This window comes from Gordonibacter sp. 28C, from assembly GCF_003339845.1.
In the GTDB taxonomy this organism is placed as follows: Bacteria; Actinomycetota; Coriobacteriia; order Coriobacteriales; family Eggerthellaceae; genus Gordonibacter.
On record NZ_PPTR01000003.1, the window covers coordinates 74,523 to 88,747 of the forward strand.

Below are 14,225 nucleotides of genomic sequence, written 5' to 3' on the forward strand. Positions count from 1 at the left end.
TCCAGACCCCCTTACGAAATATGCAGGGCATAGAAAACCAGGCGCGCGCAAAACACCCCGACGAACGAGCACGCGACCGCAACGACAGAATGAAAGCCCGTCTCTTTCATACGGATTGCCATCATCTCGAAAACGAACGTGGCGACGAGGCAGAAGAGACCGACCGTGATATGCATGGAAGCAGCGTGCACAAGGTAGGATCCCGCACCAGACGCATCCGCCATGCTCGAAATGGCGGCTATCTGCGCAACGAAGCCGCCAACGCCAAGCACAATGCCGAAGATCGCAAAGATGGTCAACGTCTTTCTCTGAGAGGAGCCTCCCAAGGCGTCCGCTTTCTCGAACATCATCGCCGCAAGCGCCGAACCGCCGAGCAACGCGAAACCGAGCATCTGCATCGGCGTCGCAAGCGTATTCCAAGCAGGATCGGGAACCATCATGTGCGCTACGCCGACTATGCAAACGAACAGCAGTCCGAGCGCGCCAGCAATATCAAGCAGAAGCCTTCGTCGACCTTCCGCGAGCCCCCCGAAAGCCACTCGAAGGCAGTAACCGACAACCGAGAACGCGAACAATCCGCTAACACCGATGACGGCGAAGCGCGCAGCATCGCCAAGGCCGCCAAGCAAGACCGCAGCATTCGTGTGGTCTTGAAATCCGAAACACGCAGCAACGAGGCCGAGTACAACTGCAAGGCCCGGCATAACGGAAAGCGCATCGATGTTCTTGAGGTGCTTCTGCTCTAGTCTAGACACGTTGGCCAGCAGGGCAATCACTATGATGGCACCGGCGCCGATCAAAGAAAACGTCGTTGACAGCGCCAGGGGCACCTCGGAATAAACGAGCTCCATCTCTCCCCCTCTCGGACGATACGCCAAGACGTTATCGAGCCGGATAAAAGAACCGGATACTCACGAGCGAAACTCTAAGCCCGCCATCCGACACGAAACCCATCCCGCCAGCTACCCATTGTCGGAATCGTCCAACCCCGGAACATAGATTTTTCGCTCGGGGACCTTGAGTTCCGCACCGCAACTCGCGCACAACTTGGCAGAAGGCTTGTTGAGCGTGCCGCATTCCGCGCACAGCCCACGCGGCTGGGTAACAAGCTTCGAGGCGGCGCCGGCGCGTCTCTTGTTCTCGCCGTTGCACTTTCCGCAAAGTTCACATGCAAATCCACAAGCCACCTTCGACTCCCTCCTTCGATGCGGCACGCCACGACGCATCGGTTGATCCAAAGGCGAAGCCTGACGGACGTCCTCGCCAGGCTTCGCCTTCGTCCGACATTCGACGTTACCGTCTATCCTATGCCGTCCTATTGACCCGGAGCCTTAGGAGCTCCAGGCGCGCCTGGAGCTTTTGGGGCGCCGGGGACGCCCGGCGCCGCGGGCCTAGCGGGACCGGCCGTTGCGCCGCAGCCAGGGCAGGCGTCGGCGGTTGCAGGAACTACGGTGCCGCACTTCGGACATTTGATGGGGCCACCGGGAGTGGTGGCGGCGGGTCTAAAACACATTTTCGAAACTCCTTAAGGATTGTGAGCTTTCAAGCTCGTGCGAGCAGGCGGCCCGAAACGGCCTCGAAACTTCGCCGAGCGCTACTGAGCGGCAACTTCCGCCCGAAGCTCTTCGGCAGCCTCTTCCTCCATCTCGATAAGCCTCTTGTTCTTGCGAACCATGAACATGGAGATAGTCGAACCGGCAACGAAGACGGCACAGATCCCGAATGCGCCGGAAAAACCAAGAGCCGTGCCGGAAATCGCGGCGACCATCGGAACGCCGATAGCATCGCAGATAGGCTTGCCAAGGAACACAAAGCCGTAAATCGCGCCGAAGTGCTTCGGCCCAAGATACATGGCAGTCGCAGCCGAGAAGCACACGGCAGAAGAGCTAAGAGCGACACCGAAGAGAATGGAGGACGCGAACAGCAAGACGATATTGTCGCCGACGAACACGATCAAAATCAAGCCGATCACGGCGAGCGAATTGAGAATGCAATAGGCGATACGAGGCCCAACGGCATCGATGATCACACCGGAGGCCAGCTTGCCAACAACGCCGGAGAGTGAGATAGCGCTCATGAAAGCACCTGCGATGGCCAGATCGAAACCGTTCCCTACGATATAGGCGGGGAAGTTCTGGAAAGGCCCTTGCTCTCCGATGCCGATGAGAGCGAAAGCGATGGCGATAAACCAAAACGTCGTGGTCTTGAGAGCATCGCCTCGAGTCAGCCCAACGAGCTTTGCTGCGCCGGCGGCTTCTGCCTGGGCGGCAGCCTCCTCTTCCGTCATTCCGTCGGGCAGCAAACCAACCTCTTGAGGCTGCCACTTAAGCAGGAACGCTCCAACAACGAGAACGACGAAGGCGATGCCGGCGAGGGCGAACGGAGCCATCTGCCAATTGCCCGAGGCGGTTGCCGCAGGGATGATCTGGCCCACGATGAGCGAGCCCGGGAACATGGCCGACCAAACGATCGCGGTGGCAATACCGCGGCGTTTGTTGAACCAGTTGTTCGGAATGCCGGAGAGTATGACCATCCCTCCAAGAGCGGAACCGATGCCCATAACAACGTAGGCGACGTAGACCTGCCAGATTTCGGTCATAAGCCCCAGAATAAGGAAGCCTCCCGAAAACAGGACCGCAGAACACAACATGGAACCGCGCAGCTTGATCTTGTTGATGATATCGCCGACAACCAAGCTGGCAAAACCTGCAGCCAAAGCGTAGATAGAGAAACCGAGCGCCACCTCCGCCGGCTGGGCCCCCAGCGCTTCGGTCATCGGCACTTTGAGTATTCCGAAGTGATATATACCGAAACCTTGCGTGACAATAGCCACAACGAAGGCAATGGCGACCTGAATCCAGCCTGGTGTAAAGAACGCAGAGCCCTTCTTTGTTTCTGCCATTTCTTTTCCTCCCTGTGAAATGAGCGAGCGAAACGCAATCTAGAACAAACCCCCTTTTCGCTCGACCTGTTTTCGTCTTCCGCCGCCCGCCCGCAACATCGGGCGGGCGGCGTTTGTCGAAACCATCCGTCTGGCTAAACAGCACCTATGCCGTATAGATGTTGCAGTGACGGCCCTCTGCCTCTTTGACCACCTCGGCGAGAGGCCCGATCCTCAGCGCCTGACCAGGGCATCCGGTGACACACAGGGGATTCGGATCCTTTGCGTAGCATGCAGCGCACTTGTCGAGCACAGGTGCCACAACATGGTAGGTGCGAAGCTTCCCATCAACCACGAACGGGGTGCGACGAAGCACGCGCATCCAGTCCTCGTCGTACGGATAGCGCCAGGTTTCCCGGCACGCAGCCTCGCAACCATAGCAACCGGTGCAATCGTCAAGATCATGAAGAAGGGCTATACCCTCGCCATCGACACGCTTCTTCATTACAGATCACCTCTTCCGGGATAGACTTTGACAAGAGAAGAACGCATGGGCGTCGCCCCATAGCCGGGCTCGGCGGGCGTTGAGGGAATCAGGACGTTTCCGTTCGCCTTGTCCCAGCCGTACCCGGGAAGACCGAGCTCCTTGCACTCGTCACGCCAACCGGGACGAGGAACGCCGATCACGCCCTCCTTGATCTCGCGCGTGACGTACGCCTTCGAGATCATGTGGCCCACGCGAGACTCGACGGTCATCCATTCCCCATCGGTGATGCCGTACTTGCGGGCATCGTTGGGGTGGATCATCACAAACGGGTCGGGGTACATCTTTCGCTGGGCGGGGGTATTGGTCCATGCGGAATGGAAGAAAGAGTAGATGCGAATGCCCGTGACGACAACAAGAGGATACTCTTCTGCCAGTTCAGGCGTCGAGATCGGAGATTCCGCAGGCTCTTCGAAATCGGGAAGAGGATCGTAGCCGAAAGCGGCCAACGACTCGCACCAAAACTCGATGCGACCGGACGGAGTCGGAACTCCCGGCGAGCCGTCGGGGCGCAGCAGGCCCTTCTCGTATTTCTTCTCGACGAGCTCGCCCTGCTCCCCGCCGGGCTCGGTCGAGCGCCACTTCTCAGACTGGAACTCGTCCCAGGTCAAATCGAAGCCGTAGAACTCCTTCATGCGCCACAGCACCATCTCCTGAACGTCGTTCCACCACCAATTGTCAGGATCGATGCGCTTTCCCCACTCCAGGAAGAACTCCCAGTCGCACCAGCACTCGCCCGGCGGGTCGACCGCTTTGTCGAACGTGAACAGGAAGTTTCCGTCGAGCTCCTCGTCGTATGAGTAACGTTCCGACCAGTCGGCCGAAGGCAGCACCATGTCGGCGATCTTGGCGGTCGGCGACATGTAGAAGTCCTTCACGCACACGAAGTCGAGGTTGGACGAGGTCATGGCCTGGTACGTGAGGTTGGTGTTCTCGTAGCAGAGCAGCGGGTCGTTTGCGATGGCGATGTACGCCTTGATCGGGCGAGGCTCGCCGGTGATGATCGCGTTGAACACGGCATGCGGGTCGTTCGAACGGCCGAACGACTTGTACAGCGGATGCTCCTCGCCGCCGAACGTGAACAGGTCGGGGCGCCCCGGATCCTTCGTCGAGTCCCAGAGCGTGATCTTGTCGTCCAGCATGACCGAGAAGGACAGCGGAACGGGAATGCCGCCCTTCACGTCGAGATACCCGAGCATGCCCTGCAAGCAGGCGATGGAGCGCCCGTTCTGTATGGCGTTCGTGTGCATGCACCCCGGCCCAAGGCCGATGCACATGCCAACGGGGCCCCAGTTGCCCATGTACTCTGCCGCGAGGCGGATGTCGTCTGCGTCCACCTGGCAAATCTCGGCGGCGCGTTCGGGAGTCCAATCCTTCACGCGCTCGGCAAGCTCGTCGAAGCCATACGTCCATTTCTCGATGAACTCGGGATCGTACCATTTGTTCTCGATGATCTCGTGCATGAACGCCATCGCCAGAGCGGCATCGGTTCCGGGACGAGGCTGCAAAGCGACGTCTGCATGCTTCGCCATGTCGTGGAAGCGAACGTCGATAACGATGAGCTTCGTCGTTCCCTCCGCCTGGTTCTTGAAAACCTCCTTGCACCAAGCAGTTTCCATCGCGGGATTCTGACCCCACAGTACGGCGCAATGAGCATTGCGCATATCGCCAGCGGCAGAGCTGAACACGCCGAGGGTAAAAGCGTTCGGAAGGATATGCGGCATGAGGCACACGTGGGTCGGAACGAGAGACCAACCTTCGAGACCCAGCGAGGAATTCAACCGGCAGTGCCAATGATTGGCCACACGGCCCGTGCCCTGGCCCGTGATGATTGCCTCGGGGCCGTATTCGGCCTTGATGCGCATGCATTCGTCGGCAATGATGTCCATCGCCTCGTCCCAGCTGATGCGCTCGAACTCGCTCTTGCCGCGGTTCTCGGGGTGGCGATCCCCCTTGGGATCCCAGTCCACGCGCTTCATCGGATAGAGCAAGCGCCCGTCAAGATTGTTGTGGATCTCGCGTTCGGACATGCCTGAGCCGCAGATCACGCCCTTCGACTTGATGTTGTCGGGGTCGCCCTCGACCTTCACAATCTGATTGTCCTCATCCGAATAGACAAGGACGCCACAGCGTGCATGGCAGGTCGTGCACATAGTACGCGTTTTCTTCAGTGCCATTGCTTCTCCTCTCCTTCCAGTGTTTGGCAAACGGTCAACTTGACAGATCGTTTGCATCAGTTCCCCCCAACCAAGAACTCTTGCATTGGCCCCACAACCGTCCACGTGAGTTCATGACCTCCCGAGGACTTCAAGCTTGGTGGCCAGAACCCCTCCCGCATTGCGCGCCGAACGCAGAAGGGGCGGGAACGCATAACAGGGCAGTGCTTCTCAAAACCCAGGGCCTCAACCCTCGCTTCCCTGGCTTCGCCGCTCGCCCTTCGTCTTCCTCATGGGGCTTGTGGCAACCGCCACCAACATGAAGCCCATCGTCACAAGAGCGGCTACCGCAAGCACCACGAAGGCATTGAAGTAACCGAGCATGCCGATGACGATCGACAGGCCGAACAAAACCGTAACGGCGCCTGCGTAATAGCCGGCCATTCCCGCAGAGTTGATGCCCGTGTAGTCCTTCATGCCGTACAAGTCGGGAACGAACAAACCTGGGATCATCGTCGCGTACGAGATGAAGGCGCAGAATACGATGCCGATTATTGCTAGCGGGAACAACTGCGTCTGACTCCAGACAAGCAAGCAGACGATGCCGACGGCGAAACCGAGGTAGATCACGATGCTCATGGCCTTTGCGCCAATCTTCTTCAAAATGAAGCCCGACGCAAGCTTGAGGAATGCAGAGGTGAACGTGTAGACGCTGAGCATCGCCGCCGCAGTCGTCGCGGCCATCCCGAACGAAGCGTAGTAAACGCTCGCGTATGACGTTATACCCGACGCGCACCAGGCAACAAGGAACATCGCAATAAGGAAGCAGTAAATCGAAGCGCTCTTTTTAAGGGTCTCTGCAAAAGTGAATCCAGGTAGCTCGGGCGCGGCCTGGCTTGTCCCAGCCGCCTCATCGGATTCCTGCGCTTTCGCAGAAACCTTGCGACGAGGAATCTTCCCGATAAGGACTAAGTTGCAAAAAACGCCGATCGCAACGATACCCACAGCATAGATGGTAAACAGCTGCGGATAAGGCATGACATTAAGCAAAACCGAAGTGACGGCCATCCAAATGGCAATGAGCAACGCCGCAAGGCCGCCTACGACGCCGAATGCCTTCTGGGTGTTTTCTTTGAAAAAAACAGCAACGACACCGCCCGCTGCAGCATAGGTCGCGAACGCAAGCACAATGCCGTTTAGTATATTCGCGATAATCCAAAGCACGAACGAGGTCGCGGTTCCCACCATGTACATGGTGAGCGCGCTGCAAACCGAGCCGATGAGCATGCACCATTTCGGGGAAATGATGTCGATGATCTTGATGCCCACCGCGCTCATGGCGAACGAGAGGATCGTCGCAACCGTCGGCCCGATCATAAAGGTGGTGAGACTCACCTGCATGCCTTCGAGCAAAAACGGGACGATGGCGTTCATGACCGACGTACCGCCCGAGGCGCTTGCCAGAATGAGCGTCACTCCGACCGCTGCGGAAATCCTTTTTCCCTTGCTGTAGCCCATGATGATTCATCCCCTTTCTTCAACTGCGCTTGATTGACGAAGCTTTTCGAATCCCCATCGATGCGCTTCACGGAATCGAGAACGGTTGCGAACACCTTTTCGGAACCTTCAAAACCATAGCCCCCTCCTTTTCTGCTTGACCTGTATTACCCGATATCACCGTTCGCACCTGCACGGCGTTCGGCACGTGCAGGCTAACGAGCGAAAAGCCTTTTTGAGCAGAGTCGTGTTCGCCAGCGACGATCCCTTCCCCGCGAAAAAAAGTGCACGAAACCAGCCCCTTATGGGTTCGTTTCTTTCGGGCGAAATAGGATGTGGTACGTCGAATAGCCGATTAATGCATCGAACTCGCGGTGCTTTCGTTAAAGCCCATGAGACGATTGTAAGGACTTCGCCCGGAACAATCCAACAGGGTTTGCTTCGGGCGAAGCGATACCAAAGGTTTCTACCTCATCGGCTCAGACGCCTCCATCGAAGACTATAACGCTTATAGAAATCGCAGATAACAAGCTGATTTTATTAAAAACCGATTTCTTTCGACAACTTTTTGTTCCGTTTATGCCCAACCTAATGGAGTTTGATAATTCGGAAATAACCGATAGAATGAATAAAACTCGTACCATGGAAACATTGCTTTCGAATTGGCATGAGCTAGGGGGCAATCATGCGCATCGAAGTTCTTGAGTACTTCTTGGAAATTGCCGACTGCAAATCTTTCTCGCAAGCCTCGGACAAGCTTTTCATTTCACAGCAAGGATTAAGCAAATCCATGCGTGCGCTTGAGAGGGAACTCGGTATCACCCTGTTTCGAAAAAGGGGAAGGGGGATCGAGCTAACCGAAGAAGGATCAGTGCTGAAATCGCATGCTTTGGAAATAGTGCGGCAAAACGACGATTTGCGCGAACGTCTTTTCAAGCTACAAGTCAATCGCTCAGGATCGAACGAGACCGTGTCCGTATATGCGACTTCGTATGTTTGCAACGCGATATACAACTTGCTCGACAATGAGCTGAGTGAATACGGGTTGGATAACTGCACAATTAGCGAATGCGAGCTCAACGAGATAATCTCGGCTATCGACCGTGGCGAAACCGGCTTCGGTCTCGTCAACATCCTCGAGAAAGACGTGAAGCAACTCGAAGAATTTCCGTACCTTCAATTCACTCCGCTTCTTTCGATGAAAATCACCGTCAGGGCCTCAAAGAATCTAGCCCCCCCCCCCCGTCGCGAAGCGGCGTGCTTACCCTAGAGCAACTGTCGAAGCTTCCCTTGGCCTATTTCAACGAACCGGTACTCAACAAATTCGTCAAACGGGCTTTCGAGGAATCTGACTTGGAGTACCCAACACTAATCCTGCACAGCACCAATATCGAGCGGATTAACTCCCTCGTGAGAAGCTCAAAAGCGGTCACCTTCAGCGATACTTTCACTCAGTCGATGAGAAAGCACTCGGACGATACGCTTTTGCTCGATCTGGAGCCATCGCAGTGGTTCCATGTGGGAGTCCTCGAGAGTCCCGCCCTGAAGAACAACGCCGGCCAGCGCGCCTATGTTCAGCAGCTCCGCGCCTTAATCGGATTCAAGCACCGGCACTACCTCACCAAGTACACCGTTTAGGATTGTTTTAAACTATGCGCTTGCCACATGCGCCCTAAACGGTCGCCGACCAAACGCATGCAGGAATCCTTATTCGTCGGTATGCGCGTCGACGAGCCGCAGGTTGATTGCATCAAAAGCTTCTAAAAGCCGCACAAGGTTTCTGCGAAACGAATAACGGCGACCGCAAGGCCGTCGCTATTCGTTTTCGAGGATCGTTATCCGATGCTCAAAGCTTTTGATACAACCCCGTCTGCCCGCTACACCTCCACGCGCTCGAACATGTCCTTCCCCACGCCGCAGACGGGGCAGACGAAGTCGTCGGGCAGCTCGTCGACGTACTCCATATGGCCGCACACGGTGCAGCGCCAGGCGTACTTCGGCGCGGGCGCGCCGCCGGCCGCCGGGGCGGGCTGCTGCTCCGGCAGGTAGCTGGACGCCTTCGGCGGGGTCTTGCCGCCCTTCACCTGATGGTAGTACGCGTAGGTCATAGGCTCGCAGGAGCCCAGCTTCTCGGCCTCCTCCACCTCGCCCACGAACAGGATGTGCGTGCCCAGGTCCACCTCCTGCACCACGCGCACGGAGAAGTGGGCGCACGCCTGCTCGGCCACGTACGGGATGCCGGCGGAGTCCATGGCCACGGAGCACGCGGAGAACTTGTCGCGGTCGTTGCTGCAATGGAAGCCGAAGTTGCCGATGAGCTCCATGGTGGCCTCCTGCGAGAGGCACGCCGCCTCGAAACGGCCGGCCTCGCGGACGACGGCCGTGGTGGCGTTCTCCTTGTTCAGCGCGACGCTGGCCTGAAGCGGCGTCGAAGTCACCTGGGCGAACGTGTTGGCGACGCAGCCGGCCGCCTTGTCCCCCGCTTTCGACGAGATGACGTAGAGCCCGTAGCTCAGGCTGAAGAACGCGGTGTTGTCGATCATGGAAGTCCCTTCCGCCGCCGGCCGCACGCGGCCCCGGCAAATCCCCGGTCAAGTGCTCTCTCTGCCATTAATGATACTCGTTATCAATAAGAGTTGCAAGGCCGAACGCACGGCGAACGGCGGTGCGGGCGGCGTCGTCGGGCGCGAGGGGCTCGCAACCGCCCCATGCGGTGGCGAAGCGCTCGCGCGCGCAGCCGAGCAGCCGCTCGCGCACGACGACGACGGCGTGCGGGCACACCGCCGTCGGGCCGCGGTCCAGCAGGTCGACCGCCGAGGTGAGCCCGCAGCCGCGCTCCAGCTCCAGCCGTCCCAGCTCGTCCACCACCAACAGCCCCGGCCGCCCCTCGCCGGCGGCGATGCGGCGCGCGAGCGCCTCGAAGTGCGCGTTCACGCGGTCGATGGCCTCGTCGGGTATCTCCCAGGCGAGCCGAGCTGCCGCGCTCTGGCTGGCGGGGTCGAACGCGCCCTCGCGCCGGGCCAGGTCGCGCCGCCGCGCGAAGGACAGGCGCTCGCCCTGCGGCAGCAGCACGTTGTCGATGCCCAGCTTCTCGTAGTCGCCCTGCCCCGACCCGAGGGGCCGGTCCTCCGCAGGCTCCCCCGGCTCGCGGCGGCGCCAGACGCCGGGCGCCACCACGCCCCGAGCCTCCACGCCGTCGCCCGCCAGCTCCGCCAACGTGCGCTCGAGCCAGCGCGACTTGCCCGTCTGCACGTCCCCCGTCAAGATGAACAGCATGGTCTGCGCCCCTTCCTCGTTTCTCCTTGACGATGTATTATAGTGCAACAGGTATAAGATTGCCGCCGCACCGGACGACGACGAAGGCCCGGGCCGACGACGCAACGCAAGGAGGAACGAACGCCATGGGATGCCCCGAGAAGGACTGCTGCGCGAACAACCCGGAGAACGACGTCATAAGCTTCCCCGGCACGGAGGACCACGACACGCCGTGGAAGTTCTACAACCACCTGATAGGGGGCATTCCCGAAGACATCGTGGTGCGCGACTACTGCCTGGGCACGCACTGGTCCTACGTGGAGGCCGACTGCGGCATGGGCGTGAGCTTCACGTGCAAAGGCGGCGCGAAGCGCGCGTACACGCTCGATATGCGCGGGTTGCCGCTGCGCACGGTGGCCCAGCTGGCGAAGTCGTGGTGCTTCGAGGAGGCCACGCTGGGCGTGGCGGCCATCAACGCCTACTACGCGCGCAAAGAGCTGCTGGACCCGCTGGGCGCGACGTACGACGAGCCGGTCGAGCTGCCCGACGGCACCATCCGCAAGATGGACGCCTTCGAGCTGTACCGTCCGCGCATCGAGGCGCATCCACGCAGGAACGTGACGGTGGTGGGCCACTTCCCCCACGTCGACCGCATCGCCGAGTACGCGAACCTCACCGTGCTGGAGCGCAACTGCACGCAGGCGCTCGACACGCCCGACCCCGCCTGCGAGTACGTGCTGCCCAAGACCGACTTCGCGTTCGTTACCGGCGTCACCATCATCAACAAGACGGCCCCGCGCCTGCTGGATTTGACGAAGAACGCCACCACCGTGTTCGTGGGCCCCAGCGTGGTCATGTCGCCCTTCCTGTTCGACTGGGGCGCTGACATGCTGGCAGGCAGCGTGGTGGCCGACCCCGAGAAGGTGCGCTTCGCCGTGAAGAACGGCTCCGGCCAGTTCTTCGGCGAGGCCCTGCAGATGACGGGCATCACGCGGCAGCAGGCGTAAGGCGGCCCGCCCGAAACGAAACGGAAAACGAGGGGCCCGCGCCGAACGACATGGCGCGGGCCCCTCGCGCGTGCAAGGGGAAAAGCCGCCCGTCCGCGCGATTCAGGGGGCTTTCGGCTTAAGAGGCGGACGGGGGCTTCAGATGAAGGCGAACGGAGGCGGGAGGCGCTACCCCCGGTACGGCGGGTAGCTATTGCCCAGGAGGTCCTTGATCTCGTCTTCGGAGGGCTCGACCCAGTAGAACAGCCGATAGAACTCGCGCGCCACCTGTACCATGTCCACGTCGTAGCGGTCGGGGTACAGCATGTTGGCCACCCATTGCACGCCCAGGAAGCGGTTGACTCCGGGAGGACGGTCGAGCCAGGCGAAGGGAACAGAGGGCATGGCGTACACGCGACCGCTCCGAGTGGCGGGGATCTGCGCCCAGTTCTTGTTCGAGCGTATGTCCTCCACGGCACCGCCCATGTTTTCGTAATCCCAAGAGATGATCACATCGGGAGACCACGCCATTACCTGTTCCAACGATACGTTCGACATGCCCAAGCCCTCGTTCTCGGGAACCGCGGCCACGTTGTTGGCCCCTGCGACAGCCAGCACGAGCGCATGCTGCGAGGCATCGGGCTCGGTCTGCAGGCCTTCGGGACCCTCGGCGTAATACAACGATATTTTCTCGTCTTCGGGAATCCCGTCAACGGCAGCAGTGACCCGTTCGTACACGTCCGAGCAATACGCGGCGAGCTTCGAAGCGCGATCCTCGCGCCCTAAGATAGAACCCAGCATGGAATAGCAGTCGGATATCCTATCCATCGAGCCGTCCAGCAGGCACACGGGTATGTTGGTGGAGTCCTGAAGCTTCTGAGCCTCGGAGATATTTGCCTCGGTAAGCCCAATGGCCGAAATGGAAAACACCAGCTGAACCCCTTCGACCATGAGCATCTCGCGGTTTATTTCGCCATCGCCGGAAAGAGAGCCCATGTACGCCAGCTCGTTGACCTCTTCGGGCAAGTATTGAAGCTGCCTCTTGGTGAACTGGATGGCCGTACCGGCGAGCAGCTCGGGGTTCAAGGTGAAGCAGAACACTTGAGCAAGGCCGCTAGTAAAGTACACTTTCTCCAATTTGCTGGGCGTGGGTATCTCCAGTTCACGGCCAACATGATCGGAAATGGTACGCTCGCCGGTCACGGCTTCCCCGAAACTCTCGCAGCTCGAAAGCACCGGAGCCGCCATGGTCAACAACAGTCCCGCGCCCAACGCTTTCACGAACGCGCGACGTCCCATGATTGAAACGGGCTCTCCCCAAACGTTGTCGCGCCCTTCGGAAAGGGTCTCTTCTCGGACGCGATCGCCCGATAACCGATCGTCGGTCATAGCTTGTCCTCCTCCTCGAACGATGCGCCGCTTGCGCCGCCGGATCGCACCGCAATGAGCGTTTTGCCGGAAAGCACGCTATGTGGCGCGCCTTCCGGCAAAACGCTCTCAACGCGTGCAGCGGCGGAAGCCGCGATTCAGCGGCTCCGCTGCTGCGTCTATTGCCAATTCACCGATCCAGCCTCACCGGCTTCCCGCATGCCGTCAAGGGCAAGCGTGCCGTCCGGGTTGTCTACATGGATGTTCAGGCCGTACGTTTCGAACAGACGTCCCAACCCCGAAGCGTAAGCGTCGTCCGAATCGACGAAAGACTCTATCGTCGCTACGGCTTGCTCGTCGCCGCGATCGTCCGCCTCGCTCAAAGCGTAGCGCGCTGTTTCCACCGAAACGGCACGGATCACGTCCTCTACTTCCTCTTCGGCAACCTTAACATCGCCAGTGATCGCGACCACATCCAGATACACGACCCTCGATCCCGTGTCCACGGAAACCGCTAGATCGACGATCCGGTCGCTCGCAAACGACAACGAGACCCGGCTCGCCGCGCCTTGCACATCGTTCTCGGTAAAATAAGGTTTTTGCACTTCTTCCGTCCCGCTGCCCGCATCTCCCGAACCGCTTGCGCATCCGGCAAACGAAAGACCCGCAACGGCGAAAGCCGCTACGAACAGCAGCGCGCTGATTGTTTTGCGTTTCTTCATCATCGGCGATAGAATGGGGCGAACGACTCCGCGCCCGCCCCATTCGTCTGCTCTCTTAGGCAGCGGTCGGAGCGATGATCGTGATGGTGTCGATTCCTCCGGGCATGCGCTTGCCCATGTTGTAGTTGGAATCGTTCAGCTCGTCGGCGGTCAGGCCGACGATGATGCGCGGAGTCGTGTCCCAGCTAGAGATGTTGGCAAGCGTGGTACCCGCCGTCGGAGTCACCGTATCGGTCGCAACCGGAATCTTGACCTGGGCGTTGTCAAAAGCGATGGAGCCATAAGTCGGAACTGCAGTGGTGGCGATTCCGTTCAGCAGCGTGGTGGCGGAGAAGAAGAACTGCGTGCGCGTGATCTCGTTGTAGTCGGACTCCCACTTGCCGTAATCGCCGTCGTCGCAGGTGTAGTGCAGCTTCGCACCGGCCGTCCATACGCTAGACGGCACCTCCATGTAAGCGAAAAGGTCGTCGATCTTGACGTAGTTCTTGCCGCCGACCACATTGAATCCGGTGCCCGGCTTGTCGAACAGGCCCCCGATGGTGTCGGAGTTCACCAAACCGGCCTCTTGCAGCTCCGCATAGCTGATCGTGCCGATTTCCGTCGTCACGCCGTTTACCTCCTGCTGAACCGTGATGGCCTCGTTGGGGTCGGCAGCGAAAGCGCGATCCGCAGATGCGAACAACCACATGGCAGCCGCGCAAACCACCGCCAACGCAACGATCAGGATCTTGCCAGGCTTCGCCTTTATCGTACTATCCATCTATTGCTCCTTACTTGACGCCCATCGGCGTCGATCGTTTGGATGCTCTGCTTCGA

General features: G+C 59.4%; 13 protein-coding genes. 3 read left to right on the plus strand and 10 right to left on the minus strand.

The window, feature by feature from the left end; translation table 11 throughout:
- Positions 1–11 precede the first annotated feature (11 nt).
- The 5 genes from C1878_RS04590 to C1878_RS04615 form a co-directional block, all read right to left on the minus strand.
- Entirely contained in the window at positions 12–851 is an 840-nt protein-coding gene (locus C1878_RS04590; protein ID WP_114600524.1) for a DmsC/YnfH family molybdoenzyme membrane anchor subunit, read from the minus strand.
- A gap of 743 nt (positions 852–1,594) precedes the next feature.
- On the minus strand, positions 1,595–2,902 hold the full coding sequence (locus C1878_RS04600; protein WP_114600525.1) for an MFS transporter: 1,308 nt from the start codon (positions 2,900–2,902) through the stop codon (positions 1,595–1,597).
- Between the two features lie 145 nt (positions 2,903–3,047).
- Positions 3,048–3,386: a hypothetical protein gene (locus tag C1878_RS04605; protein WP_114600526.1), complete on the minus strand. Its 339-nt coding sequence runs from the start codon at positions 3,384–3,386 to the stop codon at positions 3,048–3,050.
- Positions 3,386–5,602, minus strand: coding sequence for a molybdopterin-dependent oxidoreductase (locus tag C1878_RS04610; RefSeq protein WP_114600527.1), 2,217 nt, complete (start codon positions 5,600–5,602; stop codon positions 3,386–3,388). Before C1878_RS04610 ends, C1878_RS04605 begins: the two co-directional genes overlap by 1 nt.
- A 225-nt stretch (positions 5,603–5,827) precedes the next feature.
- Positions 5,828–7,099 (minus strand): MFS transporter, encoded by a 1,272-nt coding sequence (locus C1878_RS04615; RefSeq protein WP_114600528.1) that lies wholly within the window; start codon positions 7,097–7,099, stop codon positions 5,828–5,830.
- Positions 7,100–7,763: 664 nt separating this feature from the next.
- Between C1878_RS04615 and C1878_RS04620 the strand changes: the two genes are divergently transcribed.
- Complete coding sequence (locus C1878_RS04620) at positions 7,764–8,348, plus strand: LysR family transcriptional regulator (RefSeq protein WP_114600529.1); 585 nt, start codon at positions 7,764–7,766, stop codon at positions 8,346–8,348.
- An 83-nt stretch (positions 8,349–8,431) separates the two neighbouring features.
- Positions 8,432–8,716: a hypothetical protein gene (locus tag C1878_RS04625; RefSeq protein WP_147272903.1), complete on the plus strand. Its 285-nt coding sequence runs from the start codon at positions 8,432–8,434 to the stop codon at positions 8,714–8,716.
- Between the two features lie 239 nt (positions 8,717–8,955).
- On the opposite strand, the gene C1878_RS04630 is transcribed toward C1878_RS04625, so the two are convergent.
- Positions 8,956–9,621, minus strand: coding sequence for a flavin reductase (locus tag C1878_RS04630; protein WP_114600531.1), 666 nt, complete (start codon positions 9,619–9,621; stop codon positions 8,956–8,958).
- 67 nt (positions 9,622–9,688) lie between these two features.
- Positions 9,689–10,354: a hypothetical protein gene (locus C1878_RS04635; RefSeq protein WP_114600532.1), complete on the minus strand. Its 666-nt coding sequence runs from the start codon at positions 10,352–10,354 to the stop codon at positions 9,689–9,691.
- 125 nt (positions 10,355–10,479) lie between these two features.
- Here C1878_RS04635 and C1878_RS04640 point away from each other — a divergent pair, with 125 nt between their 5' ends.
- On the plus strand, positions 10,480–11,340 hold the full coding sequence (locus tag C1878_RS04640) for a DUF364 domain-containing protein (RefSeq protein WP_114600533.1): 861 nt from the start codon (positions 10,480–10,482) through the stop codon (positions 11,338–11,340).
- A 168-nt stretch (positions 11,341–11,508) separates the two neighbouring features.
- On the opposite strand, the gene C1878_RS04645 is transcribed toward C1878_RS04640, so the two are convergent.
- The 3 genes from C1878_RS04645 to C1878_RS04655 all read right to left on the minus strand — a co-directional run bounded on the left by C1878_RS04645 (position 11,509) and on the right by C1878_RS04655 (position 14,169).
- The gene (locus C1878_RS04645) at positions 11,509–12,708 is read right to left on the minus strand and encodes an ABC transporter substrate-binding protein (RefSeq protein ID WP_114600534.1); all 1,200 of its coding nucleotides are present in this window, start codon (positions 12,706–12,708) and stop codon (positions 11,509–11,511) included.
- Between the two features lie 158 nt (positions 12,709–12,866).
- Positions 12,867–13,412, minus strand: coding sequence for a hypothetical protein (locus tag C1878_RS04650; RefSeq protein ID WP_147272904.1), 546 nt, complete (start codon positions 13,410–13,412; stop codon positions 12,867–12,869).
- Positions 13,413–13,464: 52 nt separating this feature from the next.
- Positions 13,465–14,169: a hypothetical protein gene (locus C1878_RS04655; protein ID WP_114600536.1), complete on the minus strand. Its 705-nt coding sequence runs from the start codon at positions 14,167–14,169 to the stop codon at positions 13,465–13,467.
- Positions 14,170–14,225 lie beyond the last annotated feature (56 nt).

Bases quoted from the DNA above. Each gene is read 5' to 3' on its own strand.
- C1878_RS04655 (WP_114600536.1), bottom strand. From the start codon at position 14,169: ATGGATAGTACGATAAAGGCGAAGCCTGGCAAGATCCTGATCGTTGCG.
- C1878_RS04610 (WP_114600527.1), bottom strand. From the start codon at position 5,602: ATGGCACTGAAGAAAACGCGTACTATGTGCACGACCTGCCATGCACGC.
- C1878_RS04645 (WP_114600534.1), bottom strand. From the start codon at position 12,708: ATGACCGACGATCGGTTATCGGGCGATCGCGTCCGAGAAGAGACCCTT.
- C1878_RS04640 (WP_114600533.1), top strand. From the start codon at position 10,480: ATGGGATGCCCCGAGAAGGACTGCTGCGCGAACAACCCGGAGAACGAC.
- C1878_RS04630 (WP_114600531.1), bottom strand. From the start codon at position 9,621: ATGATCGACAACACCGCGTTCTTCAGCCTGAGCTACGGGCTCTACGTC.
- C1878_RS04635 (WP_114600532.1), bottom strand. From the start codon at position 10,354: ATGCTGTTCATCTTGACGGGGGACGTGCAGACGGGCAAGTCGCGCTGG.
- C1878_RS04600 (WP_114600525.1), bottom strand. From the start codon at position 2,902: ATGGCAGAAACAAAGAAGGGCTCTGCGTTCTTTACACCAGGCTGGATT.
- C1878_RS04650 (WP_147272904.1), bottom strand. From the start codon at position 13,412: ATGATGAAGAAACGCAAAACAATCAGCGCGCTGCTGTTCGTAGCGGCT.
- C1878_RS04605 (WP_114600526.1), bottom strand. From the start codon at position 3,386: ATGAAGAAGCGTGTCGATGGCGAGGGTATAGCCCTTCTTCATGATCTT.
- C1878_RS04615 (WP_114600528.1), bottom strand. From the start codon at position 7,099: ATGGGCTACAGCAAGGGAAAAAGGATTTCCGCAGCGGTCGGAGTGACG.
- C1878_RS04590 (WP_114600524.1), bottom strand. From the start codon at position 851: ATGGAGCTCGTTTATTCCGAGGTGCCCCTGGCGCTGTCAACGACGTTT.
- C1878_RS04620 (WP_114600529.1), top strand. From the start codon at position 7,764: ATGCGCATCGAAGTTCTTGAGTACTTCTTGGAAATTGCCGACTGCAAA.